We start from the raw sequence: 20,300 nt of genomic DNA, 5'->3' as shown, positions 1-20,300 counted from the left end.
TTTGCAATGTGTAATGCCCGACGCCGCCATGCCGCCGGACAATGTTGGCCGCGGAGGGCCGTGAAATACTGAAAACCGTGATTCTATGAGAGCAAACATACCACCCGAGTGGAACAAGTTCTACTTGAAAGACGTGTCGTTCGTCAACCTTATGACGCGCCGCATATTCAACGTGCTTATCGTGGCCAATCCCTACGACGCCTTCATGCTTGAGGACGACGGGCGCGTTGACGAGAAGATTTTCGACGAGTACATGGACCTGGGGCTGCGCTATCCGCCCACGTTCACGCAGGTGACAACGACAGAAGAGGCTGACAAGGTGCTAAAGACCACCGACATTGACCTTGTGATATGCATGCCGGGCAATGCCGACAACGATGCCTTCGATGTGGCCCGGGCCGTGAAGGAGGCCTCGCCGTCGACGCCGTGCGTGGTGCTCACGCCTTTCTCGCACGGCATCACGAAGCGGATGGAGAACGAAGACCTGTCGATGTTCGACTACGTGTTCTGCTGGCTGGGCAACACCAACCTCATCCTCTCCATCATAAAGCTCATCGAAGACAAGATGAACATAGAGCACGACATGGCCGAAGCCGGCGTGCAGATGATTCTGCTTGTGGAAGACGGCATACGGTTTTACTCCTCCATACTGCCCAATCTATACAACTACATACTGCTGCAGGCCAAGCGCTTCTCTACCGAGGCGCTCAACCCGCATGCCGCGGCGCAGCGGAAGAGGGGGCGGCCAAAGGTGTTGCTGGCGCGCACTTACGAGGAGGCCATGGAGCTGTACGACCGGTATGGCGACAATGCGCTGGGCATAATAAGCGACGCGCGCTTCCCGAAAGATGGCGCGAAAGACCCAGAGGCCGGGCTCAAGCTGCTGCGCGAGATAAGGAAACGCGACGAGTATGTGCCGCTGATACTGCAGAGCGCCGAGTCGGACAACCGTTTCAAGGCCGAGGCCGAGGGCTTCCGCTTCGTAGACAAGAACTCGAAGAAGATGGACATCGACCTGCGACGCCTCATGGAGGAGCACATGGGCTTCGGCGACTTTGTGTTCCACGACCCGAAAACGGGCAAGGAGATTCTGCGCATACACAGCCTCAAGGAGTTGCAGGACAATATCTTTACCATACCCAACGACTCGATGCTCTACCACGTGAGCCGCAACCACATGAGCCGATGGCTGTCGGCCAGGGCCATCTTCCCCGTGTCGGCATTCCTGAAACACGTCACATGGCACAAGCTGCAGGACGTCGACGCGCACCGACAGATTATATTCGACGCCATTGTGCAGTACAGGCGGATGAAGAACATTGGCGTGGTGGCTGTATTCGACCGGGGGAAGTTTGACGCCTACGGCCACTTCGCGCGCATCGGCGACGGCTCGCTCGGCGGCAAGGGGCGCGGACTGGCTTTCCTTGACAATATCATCAAGCGCCACCCCGAGCTCAACCAGTATACCGGGGCGGCCGTTTGCATACCGAAGACACTGGTGCTCTGCACCGACGTCTTCGACGATTTCATGGACAAGAACAACCTTTACCAGGTGGCACTGAGCGATGCCAGCGACGAGGAAATACTGTCGCACTTCCTCAGGGCGCAACTGCCAGACTCGCTCATTGCCGACTTCTTCACGTTCTTCGATGCCGTCAAGGCACCTATAGCCATCAGGTCGTCGTCGCTTCTGGAAGACAGTCACTACCAACCCTTTGCCGGAATATACTCGACATACATGATTCCGTATCTCGACGACAAGTATGAGATGCTGCGCATGCTGGCCTCTGCCATCAAGGGAGTGTACGCATCGGTATACTACCGCGACTCGAAGGCTTACATGACTGCCACGAGCAACATCATAGACCAGGAGAAAATGGCCGTCATACTGCAGGAGGTGGTGGGCAGGCGATATGGCGACAGGTTCTACCCGAGCTTCAGCGGTGTGCTGAGGTCGCTCAATTACTACCCCATAGGCGAGGAAAAGGCAGAGGAGGGTATTGTCAACCTGGCCCTCGGATTGGGCAAGTATATAGTTGACGGGGGCCAGACGCTGCGCGTTTGCCCCTATCACCCGAGCCAGGTGCTGCAGACCAGCGAGATGGAAATGGCCCTGCGGGAAACCCAGACGCGCTTCTACGCGCTCGACATGACCGACATCGGGGGCGGGTTCAAGGTGGACGACGGTTTCAACATTCTCAACCTGAGGGTAAAGGAGGCCGACAAGGATGGCTCGCTGCAGTACATCGCCTCGACGTTCGACCCTTACGACCAGGTCATCCGCGACGGCATCTACGAGGGAGGGCGCAAGGTCATCACCTTCTGCGGGGTGCTGCAGCACGGCGTCTTCCCGTTGCCGGAACTGTTGCAGATGGTTCAGAAGCTTGGAACGGAGGAGATGAGGCGCCCCGTTGAGATTGAGTTTGCGTGCAACCTCGGCCCCGACAAGACCGGCGAACTGAACCTGTTGCAAATCAGGCCCATTGTCGACAGCAAGCAGATGCTTGACGAAGACGTGGCCTCGATACCCGACTCGCGCTGCCTGCTGCGCTCGCACAACTCGTTGGGACACGGCATCAGCGAAGACGTGACCGATGTTGTGTATGTCAAGACGGGCGACGACTTCACGGCATCCAACAACCCTGCCATCGCATGCGAGATTGAGCGACTCAACAGGAAGTTCCTGGCCGAGGGCCGCAATTATGTGCTTGTGGGCCCGGGACGATGGGGATCGAGCGACCCGTGGCTTGGCATCCCGGTCAAATGGCCGCACATCAGCGCCGCAAGGGTCATCGTCGAGGCAGGCTTGAAGAACTATCGCGTCGACCCGAGTCAGGGCACTCACTTCTTCCAGAACCTCACGTCGTTTGGCGTGGGCTACTTCACCATCAACACATACCGTGGCGACGGGCTGCTCAGGGCCGACGTGCTCGATGCCATGCCGGCTGTGGATGAGACGGCTTATGTGCGCCATGTGCGTTTCGAACGGCCGCTGAAGATAATGATGGACGGCAAGAAGCAGGAGGGTGTGGTGCTCTTCGGCTGATTGGCCTTGGCCTTGATGGCAATGTCAGGGAACACCCGATAAACATAGGGGGGCTTTTGGGGAGTTAAGGAGTTAGGGAGTAAAGGAGTTAAGACAATAGAATTTGACTATCTTCCTGCAACACTTTCCTCATGCTCCCATGGCTTCCATGTTTCCATAGCTATTGTCTGTACTCCTGTTTCCTGTCTCCCGCCTCCAAAATAAACCCAAAACTAAGTAGGTGTTCAAAATTAATTGCCATCAAATTGTGCGCTATTTCGGAGATGCATGCCAAAGTCCGAAGAGAGAGCGTAGCGGGCTACGCCACCGATGAGACTTTGGCATGCGGCCCGAAAGAGTACACAAGATGGTGGCAAAGATATAGAGTACACCTGCAAGGTCTATTGTATCGGTTAATTTTGAACAGCTACTTATTGTCTTAACTCCTTTACTTCCTAACTCCTTAACTCCTAAAAAGCCTCTTGGATTTATCTGGTGAGCCATGCTCGCGGCCGGGGGCATGCATGCCGTGGGCCGGTATGTGCAGCCGCATGGGGCATGTGGGCCTGCAGCATCTGCCCCGATGGCAAAAGCAACGTGGGAGACAGTGCATCAAACACTGTCTCCCACGTTGCCTTTGAGCGCTATTATATAAGTATGTCAGTTGTATTTCAGTATCTGGCCCGGCATGAGCCTTGTGCTCTTGCTGATGTGGTTGAGGCGGCAAAGCTCGTTGACGGTAGTGTTGCGCTTGCGCGCTATGTGGCCCAGAGTCTCGCCGCGGCGCACCTTGTGGTAGCGAATGGTGCGCTCCACCTTTGCCGCCGGCGCCGTGGTTGCCAGTTCCTCGTCTTCGCTGTCGTCGTTGTCAACTTCCTGCGCGCCCACCCCGCGTAGCTTGTTGGCAGCCAGCCCTTCGCTCTGGTAGCTGTCGCGGCGGAACATGTAGAAGTCGCTTACGACGTCTTGGTTGACGAAATCAAACATGAGGGTGGGGTTGAGGGCCACCCCGCAGAGCCTTGTCTCGAAGTGAAGGTGCGACCCCGTGCTTCTGCCGGTGTTGCCGCCGAGGCCAATCGGGTCGCCTGCGCGCACCTCCTGGTTTTCTTCCACGAGCTGCTTCGACATGTGCCCGTAGATGGTCTCAAGCCCGTTGTAATGGCGTATTACCACGTATTTGCCGTAGCCGCGGGCTTCGTATTTCACTATTCTCACCTTACCGCTGAATGCAGCCCTAATGGTGTCGCCTATATACACCTTGATGTCGAGCCCCTTGTGCTGCCTTCCCCATCTTGCGCCGAAGTTGGATGTAAGCACGCGGCTCGTCGTTGGCATGCAGAAGTGGCGCAGGTCGATGCGGAACGAGTCGGGCAGCTCGGTGGCGCGGTGGGCATATTTGTTGTCCCAGTCGGCGTAGAGGTCGGCTGCGGGCGATTCAAGTTGCTCGTTCTGGATAAGCCTGTGCAGCGCAACAGAGTCCACTGCTTTCATCCTTCTGTCTATCGGTGCCTGTCGTGCCAGCAGGTCTTGTCCTGCAATTGGAAGTGCGCTCACTGACATCAAGGCTAATATAACGGCTGTCTTTAACTTTCTAATCATTATAATCGTTATTGGTTCGAGTGAGAATAACGTCCATTGTGCAAAGGAATGACATAATAATTATAACCCAATTATAGCCATGTCATATTCCTCGTTTTTGCTTGAACGTTGCAAAGGTAGCAAATATTTCATGAAAATCGAGCGGGGTTAACACAATTTGTTGGTTATTTAACACTTGCAGCCCTGCTGATAGTCAGGATGTTAACGAAACGTAATGCGAGGCGCCTGCTTCCGAAGCGTGTTCCGGCACGCTGTCGGCCAGTATGCTATTGCGTGCCGTAGCCGTGCAAGTGTTTTTGTTTATGCGCCACGTCATGAGGCCATCATTGTCGTTGTCGTAGCCCGACGTTGCGGCGGCACGGCCGTAACGGCGCTGTCATACGGCCCGTTTTGCATTCCCGAATGGCCTATGTTACACCATGAAACGGGCCGTTTGGGAATGCAAAACGAACTCTATGCCTAACTGGTTGTGGCACAGGTTGTTGGCGGGCTGTTCGTTGGTGGTGCCAGGTACGGCTGTTTGCGGCATGCCTCATGGCGTGCCACATCGCTGCATTCAGTGTCTATTGGGCTGTGATGGCGGTGGGGCCAGGTGGAAAATCATGGGCGTTGTGGGCAATAAATATGGCGCCTGGTTTGTGGAAATGTCGGACTTGTTGTAACTTTGCACCGCAAAGGCATTGCCGCCACACCTCGCTTGCAATGGCGGGCGCCCCGGCGGCCATGCCTCAAGACAGTATATCAATAATTAAAATAGCCATTACAGATGAAACCACTGAAAGCAATCATTGCGCTGGCGGCGCTGTTCGCTGCAGGCGCGGCACCTGCCATGGGGGCAGATGTGCCTGAGGAGAAAGACATGGGAGCATACCTCATGGTTTACCACAAGGACGACACGCACAGCCTGCACATGGCCATCAGCTACGACGGGCACACGTTTACGGCCGTCAACAACAACGAGCCTGTGATTGCCGGCGACACTATCGCCATGCAGCGGGGCATACGCGACCCGCACATTTTCCGCGGGCCGGACGGGGCTTTCTACCTCGCCATGACCGACTTGCACATTTACGCCAAGCAAGCCGGCTTCCGCCAGACCGAATGGGAGCGCGACGGGAATAAGTTCGGGTGGGGAAACAACCTCGGACTGGTGCTCATGAAGTCGAAAGACCTTATCAACTGGACGCGCGCAAACATACGCGTAGACCAGCTCGACCCATCGCTCGCCGACATAGGATGCGCCTGGGCGCCCGAGACTTGCTTCGACCCGGTGAAGAAAAAGCTCATGGTGCACTTCACCATGCGCCACGGCAAGGAGAAGACCAAGCTCTATTACTTCTACATTAACGACGACTTCAACAAGCCCGAGGGAAAGCCCGAGGTGCTGTTCACTTACCCGAAGGAGGGCAAGGAGGCCATCGACGGCAACATGGTTTACAAGGATGGCACATTCCATCTGTTCTATTGCTCTCACGACGGCAAGACCGGCGTGAAGCAGGCCACGTCGAAGAGCATCACCGGCCCGTGGACGTTTGACGACCGCCTGTGCGACCCGGAGAAGATTGGGTGTGAGGCTCCGAGTGTCTATAAGCTGATAGGGCAGGACAAATGGATTCTGATGTACGACGTTTATCGCGCCAACCCGATGAACTTCGGCTTCTCGGAGACCACCGACCTCGAGACGTTCAAGCCCCTGGGCCGCTTCGACGAGGGCGTGATGAAGCGCACCAACTTCGACGGACAGAAGCATGGGGCGGTGACGTGGCTCACAAAGAAAGAGGCCAAGAGGCTCGAGGAGTACTGGAAGAAAAACCAGCGCGACTTCCCGGGAAAGATTAAGCTCTGACCCGCATGGCCATGCCCGGCGGGCATGACGGCGGCTGCGGCCCGGCGGCACCTCAGTGGGTGGCGCCGGGCCGCGTCTGCATAGTGGCCCGGCCGGCGGCCCTGTCGGCTGCGGCGCCCTCGAAACTGTCGATGATGGCAGCCTGTTCGGGTGTGAGCTTGCGGCGGCATTCCTGCTCCATCCAGTCGGGCACGGGCCACCGCGCTGCGGCTATCGCTGCGGCTATGGCTGCCTGCGTGTCGGCGTCGCCGCCCAGCGAGATGGCCAGCCGCACGGCCTGCTCCACGCTGTCGGCATCGAGGAAGGCCGTGATGGCCTCGGGCACGGAGCCCCGGCACGACACATCCCACGCGTAGGCAGGCCTTATCTCGCCGATGGTGCGGCTCAGGTCGTAGCCGAAACTGTTTTCCACATAAGTCCGAATCTCGGCGTTGCCGGCCCCGTGGCGCGCCATGAACACCGCCGCGGCCACGGCCCGGGCCGCCCCGACGGCCTCGGGATGGTCGTGAGACACCGTTGCCGACACCGTTGCCAGCCGCAGTGCCTCGTCGAGGGTGGTGGCATAAAGCCCAGCCGGGCTCACGCGCATGGCCGCGCCGTTGCCCCAGCTGCCGTAGGGCTTGGGGTTGTCGGCGGCCAACCAGCGGGCGAAGGCCGGCCCATAGCCTGCGTTGGGATACTTGCGGCCCAGTTTCTGCATGGCTTCAACGAGCGAGGCCGCGCTCTTGTCGCGGCTGTCTGTAAGCCACCGGGCCACGGCGAGCGTCATCACCGAGTCGTCGGTGAAGCGGCTCGTGGCCATGAACAGCGTTATCTTGCTTGGGTCGCTGCATTTCATTCGGCTCGATTCATATACAGAACCGGCCACGTCTCCAACTATTGCTCCTAACATATCTCTGTATCGTTTTTGTCTGTCGGGCTTACTGCCTTCGCTTGTAGGGCCTTTTGCCGATATGTTTTCATTTCGAGTCCAATTATAATCAAAAAGCCGGAATAAGCGGCATTTTTTATTTGTTTTAACAAAAAAAACGCCTTCCCCGTGCCCGTATGCCGGTGGATTCGGCGCCGGTTGCTTGTGTGGCGGATTGCCTCGCGAAGCGCATATTTGGTAGAAAAACATTACAAAGCAGACTGCGCTTGAAGGTCGGCTGGCGGCAACCGTGCCGCCTATGCTGCAGTGGCAGATGGCAGTATGGGCCGTTTTGTGGTGCATAACGGCCTGTTTTGGGCTTCAATACGGCCCGTTTTGCAGGCCCAAACGGGCTGTATTGCAATCCGCTGTCAGACAGGCGGTTGCGCCATGCGCTGCCCGGGGCGTGGTGGTGGCGCCAAGGCGGCGTGGGCGTGAGGTTGCTGCCGTAGGTGTGGGTAGGCGGGCCTTTCCGCCGTTACAAACCGTGGGAAAGAGTTTTTTTCAGGCCATGGCAGTGCTGTTTGTAGCAAAAAATAGCTATCTTTGTCCGGTCGGCCACTGTTGAGACGCGCGTTGCGTAGCGCAGTGTGCATGGCTCTCGAACGAAATAACCACCATATACACAGCATTGACTTATGAGAATGAACAGGATTTTGATGGCCGCAGCCATGGCGTTGATGGTCGGAGGCACCGCCGGGGCTGCCACCGACCGCTACCGTGAGGCACTTAAGCAGGTGTTGTTTGCTGATAGTGCCAGCATGGCCATCAGGAAGTCGCAGATGAAAATGTTTGTTGCCGGGGCGTTGTCGCGCAGCCGGCACGGTGTGAGCAGCGAGGAGGCGTTGCGCCTTGAGAAAAGCCTCGACAGGTATATCGCCACGCAATATGGCGACGACATGGTTGACATGGCCTTGCCATGCTTCCGCGAGAATGTGTCTGAACAGCAACTGGTGGGGCTGGCCGGGCTCTTGGCGCGCCCCGACATAAGGCAGGCCAACGCCCACATCTCTTCGCTTTACGCAGACATAGTAAAGGACATAATGCCCACAATGTCGTCGGCTTTCGGCGCTCTGAAGGATGGGCGCCAACCCACGCTGCCGTCGGTGGCCGAGTGTACCGAGGCATACAAGGAGAAGTTTGAGGCATATTGGCAGGCCAGCGGTACGGAGCAGCTTATGACTTCGGCCGTCGACAATGTGCTGGCTAAGGTTGGCGTGGGCGTCGACGAAGACAAGGTGAAGACCGTGTTGGGCTTTGTTACCGGCATGACCAAGGCCTTGATGCTCAACAGGTTTGTGGGCAGTGTCAGCGAGTCGGAGCTCGACTGCGTGATACTGCTTATGCGCTCTGACAGTTACCGGGCCCAGCTCAAAGCTGCGTCATGCATGGCCTCAGACCCCATGAAGCTGATAAAGGACATGGAAAAGGCGTTTGTAGACTGGGCTAAGGCCAACGGCGAGAGCTTTGACTTGCATTGACGGCCCGGGGCTGCGGCTGTTGGCGGCATGGGCCGGCCTTGGTGTGGCTGCGCCTGTGGGCCCGTGGCGTTGCGTTGCCTTGTGGCTCATCCGTTGTTGTGGGCTGCATGGCGGCCGCCAGGGGCGGTGGGTCGGTTATGCAGTCGCGGTATGCCCGCGCCGGCGTTGCGCTTCATGGCGGGTGTTCCCCATTCCCGTTTGTCGTGCAGCCGGGGGGCGCCGCCCGGCCGTCGGCCAATCCCCACAATAATATATATATGTATAGGTGTGGTCAATTCCGCATCGAGGGGCGCCCTTGCCCCTGTCCGGTTGCCGCGGATGGGTGCTTAGGTGGTCGTTGCCCGGCCTTTTGCCGCTACTGTAGGGCCTCTGGCAGCCAGGCGTGGCATAAAAACAGTGCGCCGGTAGCCGCATGGGCTCCGGCGCACTGTTGGTTTTCCGGTTTGGCGGGTGGTGGCCCTCTGCCGCCGCCCAGCGCCTTTATTCAGGCTGCTCGGCATCGAGCTTGTCGATGGCCCCGGTGGCGGGGTTGAGCGTCAGGTGGGTGGTGTAGCGCTTGTTGAACAGCTCGCCGCTCAGCAGTTCGGTGTAGCCATACTGCGCGGCGCTCGTCTCGAAGCTGTCGAGCAGGGTCGCCCCCTTGTATATATTGACGGTAATCTTTCCCGGAATGTTGACGTATATGCCGTCTTCCTTTTCTTTCTTCTTCTTTCCGCCCTCGGTCTCGGGTGCTGCCGCCGGCAGGCTCTGCTCGTCGGTGACGCTGATGTAGTATGGCTCACCCGACAAGTCGTCGTTGTCAACGAGCCCTAGCTTCTGCGAAAGGCGGAAGAGCACCTGCTTCTGCATGCCCGGTTGCGGGCACACCGTGAGCACATACTCAGTGGTGTCCTTGGTTGTCGTGCCGGTGAAGAGCTGTGTCAGCGCCTTGTCCTGCCTGTCGAGGTTGGCCAGCATTATGCGCAGCTGCTCCCCGTCTTTGGGCATGTAGTCGGCCTCTCCGCGGTTAAGGTAGTTCTTGCTGTCGCGTATGTCGTAGATGTCTTGTGCGGTCAGCTCGGCCATCTTGGCCGTGCTTCCTGCGGCGAGCACTTCTTCGCTGAGATACTGCCTCGGGTTTACGGGTGCCGGTTTGGGTGCCGGGGCAAACGGGACAGGCGCCTCTGGCTTGCGGGCCGTGGCGTTGACGGCCAGCAACGTGCCGTCGTCGGCCAGCGAAATGTTGCATGCCGAGGTCTTGGCGTTGAACTTCACGGCGTAGCCCTTTGCCTTGTCGGCCTCGCCATAGGTGCCCATGGTCATGCTGATGAGCTTGTGGGTTGTCGAAGCCTCGGCTTCTACATCGTTCAGGCGCAGGTATCGCTGGGCATACCGGCAGAAGTCTCCCGGCGTGTAAGTGGTCTTTTCAACCCTGACAACGAAGCGCAGCACGGTCTTAGGGAGGAAGTATACAGCGCCCTCAGGGGTCACCCCCGGTCTGTAATTGCTTGTCTCGGTCTGGGCGAACGCTCCGCTGCAAACGGCGAGCAGCCCTGCTATGAATAACTTTCTCATGATGCTGATGGTTACTTTTTGAGTGTATTATGGTCAGTCTTCAAGCCGCATGAACGCTTGCGGCAGGTAGTTGATGATGTCTCCGGCCGTGAGGCTCTCCTTGCCCAGGCTGCGCGCGGCAATGTCTCCGGCCAGTCCGTGAAGGTACATCCCGACAGTGCAGGCGTCGGCCTGCTTGTAGCCGCGTGCCAGCAGGGCCGTGATTATGCCTGTGAGCACGTCGCCGCTGCCGGCCGTGGCCATGCCGGCGTTGCCCGTGGGGTTGAAGGCCACGTGCCCGTCGGGCTTGCATAGCGCAGAGTAGTGGCCTTTGACTATGATGTATGCCCCCAGTCTCTCGGCCATGTCGCACGCCCTCGACAGCCTTTCGTAGCTGTCGGCGCAGTGCCCGTTGATGCGGTCGAACTCCTTGGGGTGGGGTGTCAGTATTATGCCCTTGGGCAACTGTTGCAGCCATGCGCGGTGGTTGGCCAGTATGTTTAGCGCGTCGGCGTCGGCCACGATGGGGCATTGGGTGCGCCGCAGCTGCGCTATGAGCGCAATGGCAGTGGTCTCGCTCTGCCCAAGGCCGGGGCCTATGCCCAGCGCGGTGTAGTCTTCGGCGTCGACAGGCTCCGAGAACACTGTCTCTTCCTGGTCGAGCTGCACCACGGCTTCGGGCACAGATATCTGCAGAACAAGGCTGTTGCACTTTGGCGAGTGCACCGTCACTTTGCCCACGCCAGCCCTCAGGCAAGCCCGTGCTGCCAGCACGGCGGCGCCGCCCATGCCGTAGCTGCCTGCCACAAGCAGGGCGTTGCCCATGCTTCCCTTGTGGGCGAAGTCGCTGCGCTTCTTCAGCAGGGGGCGCACTTCGTTCTCGTCTACTATGTGGTAGCGGGCGTCTGTCTTTGCCATGCCTTCCTCGCTGATGCGTATGTCGAGCACTTTCAGCCTGCCGATGTAGTGCTGGTTCTCTGCGAAAAGGAACGACAGCTTGGGCTGTTGGAGCGTCAGCGTCAGGTCGGCATGTATGGTGTTGGCCCTCACGTTGTAGGTGTTGTCCTCGGCCATCAGCCCCGACGGCACGTCGATGCTCACCACGCTGGCCGGGGAAGCGTTGATATACTTTACCAGCGAGGCGAAACCGCCGGCCAGCGGCTTGTTGAGCCCGGAGCCAAACAGCCCGTCGACCACCAGGGTGCCGGCGTCGAGGTGGGGCGGGTCGAACTCTTGCTTCACTTCAATGAACTGCTGTATTTTCTTGACGGAAACGAGCCTGTCCTTGTTTGCGGCGCAATCGGCCGACAGATGCCCGGTGATGTTGAATAAAAATGCAGACACACCGTAGCCTTGCTCGGCCAGAAGCCTGGCCACGGCAAGGGCGTCGCCGCCATTGTTCCCAGGGCCTGCGAATACCACAACAGGCGTCGCCGTGCTCCATTCTTCGGCTATCGAGCGCGCAATTGCCTTTGCCGCGCGCTCCATGAGGTCGATGGAATCTATCGGCTCGTGCTCTATTGTGTATTTGTCAAGCTCATGTATCTGAGCACTAGTGAAAATCTTCATACGTGCAAAAATACAAAATTAATGCTAACCGCTGCGTAGTCTTTGGCAGAATTTTAGTAATTTTGCCTCAAAATTTCTAAAAACGAAGCATGAGTGTAGTCAAAATCCAAGACAAACTGTTTGAGACTTCAATATCTGAGGCCGAGATTAAGCAGCGCGTTAAAGCCGTTGCAGAACAGATAAACCGCGACATGGCGGGCAAGAACCCGCTGTTGCTGGCAGTGCTCAACGGCGCTTTTATTTTCGCTGCCGACCTGATGAGAGAGATAACCATACCCTGCGAGATATCGTTTGTGAAGCTTGCGTCTTACCAGGGCGTCACTTCGAGCGGCACGGTGAAAGAGGTTATCGGCATCAACGAGAACTTGTCGGGGCGCACGGTAATCATTGTCGAGGACATAGTTGAGAGCGGACTCACCATGAAGAGGATGATAGAGAGCATCGGCACGCGCAACCCCGCGTCTGTGCACATATGCACCCTGCTGCTAAAGCCCGACAGGCTGAAGGTGCCATTGACCATAGACTACGTGGCTTTCAGAATTCCCAACGACTTCATCTTGGGCTACGGGCTGGACTATGACCAGCAGGGCAGGCAGCTGAAAGACATATATACGCTGAAGAACGACTGACGGCGTGGGTGTCCTTCGGCTTGTACCGGCATGCGGCGCGCGCCCATCGGGGCTGTGGCTGCGGAGGGACAATAGTTAGACAGTATACGTTTCATACAAACAATAGACAAAACAAGACTTACGATGAAGAATATTGTGATATTCGGAGCGCCGGGATCCGGCAAGGGAACACAGAGCGACCTGCTCATAAAGAAGTATGGTTTCGGTCACATCTCAACCGGCGATGTGCTGCGCAATGAGATAAAGAACGGCACCGAGCTGGGCAAGACAGCCAAGGGTTACATTGACAACGGACAGCTGATACCCGACGAACTGATGGTGAGCATACTGGCAAGCGTTTACGACGGCTTCGGCGCCGACCACGCGGGAGTCATCTTCGACGGGTTCCCACGCACCATAGCACAGGCCGAGGCGCTCAAGGCCATGCTTGCGGAGCGCGGCCATGCCGTGGCGGCTATGATTGAACTCGACGTGCCCGAGGCAGAGCTCATGAAGCGACTCATAAAGAGAGGCCAGGAGAGCGGGCGCTCGGACGACAACGAGGAGACCATAAAGAAGCGCCTCGACGTTTACCACAACCAGACGTCGCCGCTGATAGACTGGTATGAGAAAGAAGGAATACACAACCACATCGATGGCCTCGGTGAGCTTGACAGGATTTTCAAGGACATCTGCGAGGTCGTTGACAACATAAACTGATGTAGATGGCAGCATCCAACTTTGTAGACTACGTGAAGATATACTGCCGCTCCGGCAAGGGCGGCAGGGGCTCGATGCACCTGCGCCGGGCCAAGTACCAGCCCAACGGAGGGCCTGACGGAGGTGACGGAGGGCGTGGCGGCAATGTATACCTGCGCGGCAACCATAACTATTGGACGCTGCTTCACCTGCGCTATGACCGCCATATACGCGCCGGGCACGGCGGCAATGGCGGGCGAGACAAATGCCATGGCACCGACGGCAAGGATGTTTACATCGACGTGCCGTGCGGTACCGTGGCCTACAACGCCGAGACCGGCAAGTACATCTGCGACGTTGCGCGCGACGGGCAGGTGGTAATGCTGCTCAAGGGCGGCCGCGGAGGCTTGGGCAATTACCAGTTCCGCACCGCCACCAACCAGGCTCCGCGCTTTGCCCAGCCCGGCGAGCCCATGCAGGAGATGACCGTCATACTCGAGCTCAAGCTGTTGGCCGACGTGGGCTTGGTCGGTTTCCCCAATGCCGGCAAGTCAACCCTGCTGTCGGCGCTGTCGAGCGCGCGCCCCAAAATAGCCAACTACCCGTTTACCACGCTCGAACCGTCGTTGGGAATAGTGGAGTATCGCGACCGCCAGTCGTTTGTCATGGCCGACATTCCGGGCATCATCGAGGGCGCGAGCGAAGGGCGCGGCCTCGGGTTGCGCTTCTTGCGCCACATAGAGCGCAACTCGCTGCTGCTCTTCATGGTGCCGGGCGACACCGACGACATAAAGCGCGAGTATGAGATACTGCTCAACGAACTGCGCAATTTCAACCCGGAGATGCTCGACAAGCATCGTGTGCTGGCCGTGACCAAGGCCGACCTGCTCGACGCGGAGCTCATAGAGATGTTGCGCGAGACCGTGCCCGACGACATACCCGTGGTGTTCATCTCGGCAGTGGCGCACATGGGGCTCGACGACCTCAAGAACGTGCTGTGGCGGGAGCTCAACAGCGAGAGCAACAAGCTGAAGGAAATAACGGCCGAAGAGACCCTTGTGCACCGCGACAAGGACATGAGCGCCTTCATTGCCGAGCTGGCGGCCGAGGGCGAAGACGACGACGAGGGCTTCGGGGATGACGACGGCGACGACGACGTTGAAGACATTGAGGACTACGACGACTTCGAGTATGAATACGAAGACGACGGCAACCCCTGAGCCCACATTGCGCCGCTACAGCCTCGGCGAAGGCGTGGTTGCCTTCAGCACCACGCGCCACGGCGGCTACAGCCATGGCAACCACGGTTCGTTCAACGTGAACGAGTATTGCGGCGACGACCCATTGGCCGTGGCAAACAACCGCGGCCTGTTGTGCCGCGAGCTCGGCATCGGCGAAGAACGGCTGGTAATGCCGCACCAGACCCACGGGGTGGAAGTGAGGCAGATAGCCGGCGAGTTCATGGCCCTGCCGCCGTCTACGCGGAAAATGCTGCTCGAGGGTGTCGATGCCGTGATGACCGACGTTGAGCGCGTTTGCGTCGGTGTGTCAACGGCCGACTGCATGCCCATCCTCCTTTACGACCCGTGCCACCGCGCCTGCTGCGCCGTGCATGCCGGATGGCGCGGCACGGTGGCCCACATAGCCGCGCGTGCCGTGGCAGCCATGGCGGCTGCATACCACACCGAGCCGTCGGCGCTGCGGGCTTGCATAGGCCCGGGCATCTCGCTCGAGCATTTCGAGGTGGGCGACGAGGTGTACGGGCTGTTTGCCGACGCCGGTTTCGACATGGACAAGGTGGCCCGCCGCCACGGCAAGTGGCACATAGACCTGTGGGAATGCAACCGCATCGAATTGTGCCTTGCCGGGTTGCAGCCCGCGTCGGTCAGCGTCGAGGGCCCCTGCACCTACTCTCATGCCGATGACTATTTCTCCGCGCGCCGCCTTGGAACGGCGTCGGGCAGGATATTCACCGGGATAATGATAGACAAAAGCCAATGAACCAATAACATGGAATAGCAATGAAGATGAAGCACCTGCTTGTTTCGGCGGTGGCCCTCGTGACGCTTACCTCGGCCACCAAAGACGGGTTTACGCCGCTGGAGCAGCAGCAGATAAGCATTTCTACACCGGGCCTGTTTGCCCGTTCGGACGCCTTCACCGTCGATTTTGCCGCGGCGCGTCCGTCAGACTACAGCTTCCCCTTGCCCGTTGGCAAGGCCAGGCTGACCGATGACAACACCCTTGAGATATCAACTAAGCGCGGCGACGCCGTAAAGGCGATGTTCGGCGGCACGGTACGCCTGTCAAGGCACCACCCAAAGCACGGCAATGTGATTGTGGTGCGTCATGACAATGGACTTGAAACGGTCTATGGTCACAACGCACAGAACCTCGTGAAGGTGGGCCAGAGGGTGAAGGCCGGTCAGACCATAGCCATTGTAGGCGCTTGCGGCGACCAGGGCTTTTGCTCGTTTGCCATAATGGTGAATGGCGGGCGCATCAACCCAGCCACCATCTTGAGCGTAGAGAGCCACAGGCTGCTGCGCCAGACCATCATGTGCCGGAAAGACGGAGAGCGCGTAAGCCTTACGGTGACCCACCCGGACAGCGAGCAGAAGGCGTTTGCGGAGCGCAAGGCCGTCGAGCGCAAGGTGGAGTCGTACACAGCAAACCCATTCGCCGGTGGCAACCGCTTTACCGTCAACCTGGCCACGCTGAACCCCGGAGAGTGGTGCTACCCCCTTCCCGGTGCAAAGGTGATAAGCCGATACGGCCGCAGGGGAGGCAGGATGCACAGCGGGGTCGACCTGAAGACGACGCCCCACGACAAGATTCTGGCCGCCTTCGACGGCGTGGTCACCATGTCGCAGCGATATTATGCCTATGGAAACTATATCAAGATACGCCATGCCAACGGCATTGAGACTTGCTATAGCCACAACTCCAAGAACCTGGTCAAGAAGGGCGACGTGGTTAAGGCAGGGCAGGTGATAGCCCTGACCGGTCGCACCGGGCGTGCCACCACCGAGCACCTGCACTTCGAGTGCCGCATCAACGGCCGCACGTTCGACCCTGGCAAGATATTCGACCACTCAAACCAGGCCATCAAGATGGAGCAGCTCACGTTTACAAAGAGTGGCAGCAGCATTTCCATCAAGTCGGAACGCAACTACATGGCCAAGGGCAAGTGACGGCAACCCCATGCCTCTGCCATGCCGTGAGGCGCCGCGGCTCACGTTGTGATGTAGCTTTTTTTCAGTTCGTATGGCCGAGGGGCGCAACCGGCTGCAGCCCAGCGCGTTGCAAGTTTGCTTCGGACATGTTTGCCAAAAGGGCCGTCTTGCATTGCAAGACGGCCCTTTTGGCGTCGTGAAACAGCCCATATCGCAGGCCCGTACGGCCCATTTGGCCGCGGCCCCTGCTCGGTGTCAACATTCAGTCATGGCGGTGCGGCCTCCATGCCGCGGCCCGGTGCCGTGGGTGCATGGCCTTTCCCGCGGTCATGTCAGGCGCAGCGTCTGGTCGCAGTAGTCCATTACGGCGGGCCGATGGGTGATGAATATCACCGTCTTGTCGCGGTTGCAGAGAATGTTTTCGAGCAGTTGCTTCTCGGTGGCGGGGTCGAGTGCGCTCGTGGCCTCGTCGAATAGCATTACGCTTCGCCCCCTGAGCAGGGCCCTGGCTATGGCAATCCGCTGCGCCTGGCCTTCGCTCAGGCCCCCTCCTCCCTCCGCAACCTTGGTGTCGAGCCCGTCGGGCAGCTCCTCCACAAAGTCGGCGCAAGCCGTGTGCAGGGCCTCGAGCATGTCTTGTTCCGATGCGGCGGGGGCGGCCAGCCGCAGGTTTGTGCGCACCGTTCCGCTCAGCAGGGTGTTGCCCTGGGGCACATACACAAAGTTGCACCTGTCGGCCGGCGACACTTCGCGGCTCTCGTCGGCATTGTATATGGCGATGCTGCCCGCCGTAGGCCGTATTAGAGCGAGTATCAGTCGTATGAGGGTGGTCTTGCCGGCGCCCGTCTCGCCGAGTATTGCGGTGCATGTGCCGGGTCGGAAGTCGAACGACAGCCCGTCAATCACGTTGTCCTTGCCGTCGTCGTAGGCATAGTTCACCCCTTCCAGCCTCACCCCGCATGGGGCGCCCATGGGCTTGCCGCCCGAGTGTTCCTCCTGTGGCATCTCCTCGAGCTCCATCAGCCGTTCGGCCGCGGTGAACACTGCGACGAACGCCGGGGCCAGCCTTGTGAGGTCGCGTGCCGGCGACTGTATCCTGTAGACCAGTTGCAGGAATGCCGTCATGCCCCCAAACGTCAGCGTGCCTTGCTGCAACCGCAGCGCGCTCCATAGGAAAGCCACGAGGTAACCCAGCGAGAACCCTGAGTTGAGCAGCAGGTTAGACATCACCGAGAAGGCCGTGCGGCGTCGCACGTGGCGTCGCAGCACGCTTTGGGTTGAGTCGAGCCGGCTCACGATGTGGCTGTCGCACTCGAGCGTCTTTATCAGCATGCGGTTCTGCACTGTCTCCTGCAGCAGGCTTTGCACGCGGCTGTCGCTGCGCCTTACCCTCCTGGTGAGCTTGCGCATCCGCGTGATGTATATCCTGCTTGCAAGCATGAACACGGGCAGCATGGCCACGGTGATTATGGCCAGCACGGCGTCCATGCGCAGCAGGTAGGCAAAGGCGCCGGTGAACATGGCCGCCACCGACAGGGCCCCCGGCAGCGTCTCGGTGACAAACGTGACGACAGTGGCCACGTCTTGCTCAAGTCTGTTGATCACGTCGCCGCTGTGATAGCGCTCCCGGCCGCGCCATTCGGAGCGCAGCAGCCTGTCGAGCATTTGCTGCTGCATGTGGTTCTGCGCCTTTATCCCGAGAATGTTCTTTATCCATACGCGCGCTATGCCGAGCCCGAACTCGCATGCCGTGAACAAGGCCATTAGTCCCACGGCCCAGTAGAGCGAGCCTTGTTGCGCGCCGGCGGCAATGTCGATGGCGCGCTGCACGGCCCACACGGCAGCCAGGCTCACGGCCACCGAGGCCAGGCCTACGGCGGCATTGAGCGCGGCCTGCAGCCTGTTGCCCCTCAGGGCCCGCCACAGCCAGCCGGATAGCTGGCCCACGCTGTAAGGCGACTTCTGCAGCCTCAGTATTTCTTTTATCTTTTTCATCCTTTTCGATTGGTGCTTTGTGGGCCCTTGCGGGCATTGGCGGCGGGTGCTCCCGGCCGCCCGTTCATTCGCGTCCGTCGGCACCCCACATCATCTTCTCGCGCAGTGTGTCGAAGTAACTGGCGCCCGGGCGCTTGACAATCCTCACCTTGTAGGGTGCCTTGCGCAGCGTTATGCTGACGCTCTCGGCGCATTTCTCCGACCGTCCGTCGATGGCTATCAGGAAGTTATGGCTCCTGCTCTCCACGCAAAGCCTCACCACCGAGTCGTCGGATATCACTATTGGGCGCGTGTTCAGGCTGTGGGGAGCCACGGCGGTGATGGCAAACACGGGCGTGCCCGGCACTATTATGGGCCCGCCGTTGCTCAGCGAGTAGGCGGTGGAGCCGGTGGGGGTGCTCACTATGAGGCCGTCGGCCTGGTAGGTGGTTAGGCACTCGCCGTTGATTTCGGCGCGGATTGATATCATCGAGGCGTCGTCGCGCTTGAGTATGGCCACGTCGTTGAGCGCGCACGAAGGCCCGGAGGGCTCCCATCCGTCGGCCTCGACCGTCAGGGCGCCCCTGTCTTCAATGGTAAACTCGCCTGTGTGCAGCGCCTTTATGCAGGCTTCGATGTCGCAAGGGGTTACGTCGGCAAGGAAGCCCAGCCTGCCCATGTTGACCCCAACGATGGGTATCTGCTTCGCCCCGACGCGCGCCGCGGCCTTCAGGAACGTGCCGTCGCCGCCCATGGATATCACGAAGTCGGCGTCGAAATCGCCATCGTCGAACACCCGTGCCACCCCCTGGGCGCTGCAGCCGCTGCGCTGTATGAAGTCGTAGAAGGCCGAATCCATCGACACCTCGGCCCCGTTTTGCGAAAGGCAGGTAAGCAATCGGGTTATTGATGCCGACTTCTTGGGCTGGAACACATTGCCGAAGATGGCGAACTTAAGTCTGTGTGATGTCATGCAAAATCGTCTTTTTATATATCTTTAGCCATGCCAAATGTCGTTATTTGGTAAACATTTAGTATTTTTGCGGTTGAGAATGCCACGCAAAACGTATGCAAAAATACACAATTATCGCGAAAATGGCATTGCAATGAGACATTTAATTGCTTACAGATGACTAAATTAAGCGTTAACATTAACAAGGTGGCCACACTGCGCAACGCACGGGGCGGCAACCATCCCGACGTTCTCAGGGTGGCTGCCGACTGCGAGATGTTCGGCGCCGACGGCATCACCGTACACCCAAGGCCCGACGAACGGCACATAAGGTATGCCGACGTGAGGGCAATAAGGCCGCAGATAACAACAGAACTCAACATCGAGGGCAACCCCATCGACCGATACATAGACCTTGTTCTCGAGGTCAAGCCGACGCAGGTGACGCTCGTACCCGATGCAGAAGACCAGATAACGTCGAACCACGGATGGGACACCAAGGCCAACCGCGCGTTCCTCACCGACGTGGTGGGCCGATTCCGCGAGGCAGGCATACGCACGTCGATATTCGTCGACCCCTCGGTCGAGATGGTGGGCTACGCCAAGGAGTGCGGCGCCGACCGCGTGGAGCTCTACACCGAGCCCTATGCCGCCGGCTACGAGCGCGACCGCGAGGCGGCCATAGCGCCTTTCGTGGCTGCCGCCGAGGAGGCCCGCCGCATAGGGCTCGGCCTCAATGCGGGTCACGACCTGAGCCTGCAGAACCTTCATTTCTTCCATGAGCGCATACCATGGGTGGATGAAGTGAGCATAGGGCATGCCATTATATGCGACGCGCTCTACCTCGGGCTTCATGAAACGATTGCCATGTACAGGCGGGCGATAGGCCGGTGAGCCTGCGCCGTGTGCGATATGGCAGCTACAATAA

At 58.9% G+C, this 20,300-nt stretch carries 14 protein-coding genes and 1 pseudogene; 9 read left to right on the top strand and 6 right to left on the bottom strand.

The window, feature by feature from the left end; translation table 11 throughout:
• Window positions 1-85 precede the first annotated feature (85 nt).
• On the top strand, window positions 86-3,046 hold the full coding sequence (locus H6B30_RS12385) for a PEP/pyruvate-binding domain-containing protein (protein ID WP_205111032.1): 2,961 nt from the start codon (window positions 86-88) through the stop codon (window positions 3,044-3,046).
• A 639-nt stretch (window positions 3,047-3,685) separates the two neighbouring features.
• Here the strand turns inward: H6B30_RS12385 and H6B30_RS12380 are convergent.
• Complete coding sequence (locus H6B30_RS12380) at window positions 3,686-4,627, bottom strand: peptidoglycan DD-metalloendopeptidase family protein (RefSeq protein ID WP_439116968.1); 942 nt, start codon at window positions 4,625-4,627, stop codon at window positions 3,686-3,688.
• Between the two features lie 838 nt (window positions 4,628-5,465).
• Here H6B30_RS12380 and H6B30_RS12375 point away from each other — a divergent pair.
• A pseudogene (locus H6B30_RS12375) lies at window positions 5,466-6,470 on the top strand (glycoside hydrolase family 43 protein); the annotation flags it as partial.
• 52 nt (window positions 6,471-6,522) lie between these two features.
• On the opposite strand, the gene H6B30_RS12370 reads toward H6B30_RS12375, so the two are convergent.
• The gene (locus tag H6B30_RS12370) at window positions 6,523-7,590 is read right to left on the bottom strand and encodes an ADP-ribosylglycohydrolase family protein (protein ID WP_500684410.1); all 1,068 of its coding nucleotides are present in this window, start codon (window positions 7,588-7,590) and stop codon (window positions 6,523-6,525) included.
• 434 nt (window positions 7,591-8,024) lie between these two features.
• Here H6B30_RS12370 and H6B30_RS12365 point away from each other — a divergent pair, with 434 nt between their 5' ends.
• Window positions 8,025-8,861, top strand: coding sequence for a hypothetical protein (locus H6B30_RS12365; protein ID WP_205111026.1), 837 nt, complete (start codon window positions 8,025-8,027; stop codon window positions 8,859-8,861).
• A gap of 480 nt (window positions 8,862-9,341) precedes the next feature.
• Here the strand turns inward: H6B30_RS12365 and H6B30_RS12360 are convergent, their stop codons facing one another.
• Window positions 9,342-10,415 carry a DUF4831 family protein gene (locus H6B30_RS12360; RefSeq protein WP_205111024.1) on the bottom strand — a complete coding sequence of 358 codons (1,074 nt, stop codon included), beginning with the start codon at window positions 10,413-10,415 and terminating at the stop codon, window positions 9,342-9,344.
• A 33-nt stretch (window positions 10,416-10,448) separates the two neighbouring features.
• On the bottom strand, window positions 10,449-11,963 hold the full coding sequence (locus tag H6B30_RS12355) for an NAD(P)H-hydrate dehydratase (RefSeq protein WP_205111022.1): 1,515 nt from the start codon (window positions 11,961-11,963) through the stop codon (window positions 10,449-10,451).
• An 89-nt stretch (window positions 11,964-12,052) separates the two neighbouring features.
• Between H6B30_RS12355 and hpt the strand changes: the two genes are divergently transcribed.
• The 5 genes from hpt to H6B30_RS12330 all read left to right on the top strand — a co-directional run bounded on the left by hpt (window position 12,053) and on the right by H6B30_RS12330 (window position 16,464).
• Window positions 12,053-12,592 carry a hypoxanthine phosphoribosyltransferase gene (gene hpt, locus H6B30_RS12350; RefSeq protein ID WP_205111020.1) on the top strand — a complete coding sequence of 180 codons (540 nt, stop codon included), beginning with the start codon at window positions 12,053-12,055 and terminating at the stop codon, window positions 12,590-12,592.
• Between the two features lie 123 nt (window positions 12,593-12,715).
• Complete coding sequence (locus H6B30_RS12345) at window positions 12,716-13,291, top strand: adenylate kinase (RefSeq protein WP_205111018.1); 576 nt, start codon at window positions 12,716-12,718, stop codon at window positions 13,289-13,291.
• A 5-nt stretch (window positions 13,292-13,296) separates the two neighbouring features.
• Window positions 13,297-14,490, top strand: coding sequence for a GTPase ObgE (gene obgE / locus H6B30_RS12340; protein WP_205111016.1), 1,194 nt, complete (start codon window positions 13,297-13,299; stop codon window positions 14,488-14,490).
• Window positions 14,462-15,271 (top strand): purine nucleoside phosphorylase YfiH/LACC1 family protein, encoded by an 810-nt coding sequence (locus H6B30_RS12335; protein WP_205111014.1) that lies wholly within the window; start codon window positions 14,462-14,464, stop codon window positions 15,269-15,271. Before obgE ends, H6B30_RS12335 begins: the two co-directional genes overlap by 29 nt.
• A 20-nt stretch (window positions 15,272-15,291) precedes the next feature.
• The gene (locus H6B30_RS12330; protein WP_205111012.1) at window positions 15,292-16,464 is read left to right on the top strand and encodes a M23 family metallopeptidase; all 1,173 of its coding nucleotides are present in this window, start codon (window positions 15,292-15,294) and stop codon (window positions 16,462-16,464) included.
• 309 nt (window positions 16,465-16,773) lie between these two features.
• On the opposite strand, the gene H6B30_RS12325 is transcribed toward H6B30_RS12330, so the two are convergent.
• Together H6B30_RS12325 and H6B30_RS12320 are read right to left on the bottom strand one after the other, a co-directional pair.
• Window positions 16,774-18,441 (bottom strand): ABC transporter ATP-binding protein, encoded by a 1,668-nt coding sequence (locus H6B30_RS12325; RefSeq protein WP_205111010.1) that lies wholly within the window; start codon window positions 18,439-18,441, stop codon window positions 16,774-16,776.
• Between the two features lie 64 nt (window positions 18,442-18,505).
• A complete protein-coding gene (locus H6B30_RS12320; protein WP_205111008.1) occupies window positions 18,506-19,393 on the bottom strand; it encodes an NAD kinase in 888 nt (295 codons plus the stop codon).
• A 156-nt stretch (window positions 19,394-19,549) separates the two neighbouring features.
• Here H6B30_RS12320 and H6B30_RS12315 point away from each other — a divergent pair, with 156 nt between their 5' ends.
• On the top strand, window positions 19,550-20,266 hold the full coding sequence (locus H6B30_RS12315) for a pyridoxine 5'-phosphate synthase (protein ID WP_205111006.1): 717 nt from the start codon (window positions 19,550-19,552) through the stop codon (window positions 20,264-20,266).
• Window positions 20,267-20,300 lie beyond the last annotated feature (34 nt).

The organism is Marseilla massiliensis (genome assembly GCF_016899955.1).
Taxonomy (GTDB): domain Bacteria; phylum Bacteroidota; class Bacteroidia; order Bacteroidales; family Bacteroidaceae; genus Prevotella; species Prevotella intestinigallinarum.
Note: the sequence above shows the minus strand (reverse complement) of the source record. Positions and strands in the feature narration are given on the sequence as shown.

Coding starts and splice junctions, on each gene's coding strand:
- H6B30_RS12385 (WP_205111032.1), top strand. CDS start 86: ATGAGAGCAAACATACCACCCGAGTGGAACAAGTTCTACTTGAAAGAC.
- H6B30_RS12370 (WP_500684410.1), bottom strand. CDS start 7,590: ATGTTTTTCTACCAAATATGCGCTTCGCGAGGCAATCCGCCACACAAG.
- H6B30_RS12365 (WP_205111026.1), top strand. CDS start 8,025: ATGAACAGGATTTTGATGGCCGCAGCCATGGCGTTGATGGTCGGAGGC.
- H6B30_RS12360 (WP_205111024.1), bottom strand. CDS start 10,415: ATGAGAAAGTTATTCATAGCAGGGCTGCTCGCCGTTTGCAGCGGAGCG.
- H6B30_RS12355 (WP_205111022.1), bottom strand. CDS start 11,963: ATGAAGATTTTCACTAGTGCTCAGATACATGAGCTTGACAAATACACA.
- hpt (WP_205111020.1), top strand. CDS start 12,053: ATGAGTGTAGTCAAAATCCAAGACAAACTGTTTGAGACTTCAATATCT.
- H6B30_RS12345 (WP_205111018.1), top strand. CDS start 12,716: ATGAAGAATATTGTGATATTCGGAGCGCCGGGATCCGGCAAGGGAACA.
- obgE (WP_205111016.1), top strand. CDS start 13,297: ATGGCAGCATCCAACTTTGTAGACTACGTGAAGATATACTGCCGCTCC.
- H6B30_RS12335 (WP_205111014.1), top strand. CDS start 14,462: ATGAATACGAAGACGACGGCAACCCCTGAGCCCACATTGCGCCGCTAC.
- H6B30_RS12330 (WP_205111012.1), top strand. CDS start 15,292: ATGAAGATGAAGCACCTGCTTGTTTCGGCGGTGGCCCTCGTGACGCTT.
- H6B30_RS12325 (WP_205111010.1), bottom strand. CDS start 18,441: ATGAAAAAGATAAAAGAAATACTGAGGCTGCAGAAGTCGCCTTACAGC.
- H6B30_RS12320 (WP_205111008.1), bottom strand. CDS start 19,393: ATGACATCACACAGACTTAAGTTCGCCATCTTCGGCAATGTGTTCCAG.
- H6B30_RS12315 (WP_205111006.1), top strand. CDS start 19,550: ATGACTAAATTAAGCGTTAACATTAACAAGGTGGCCACACTGCGCAAC.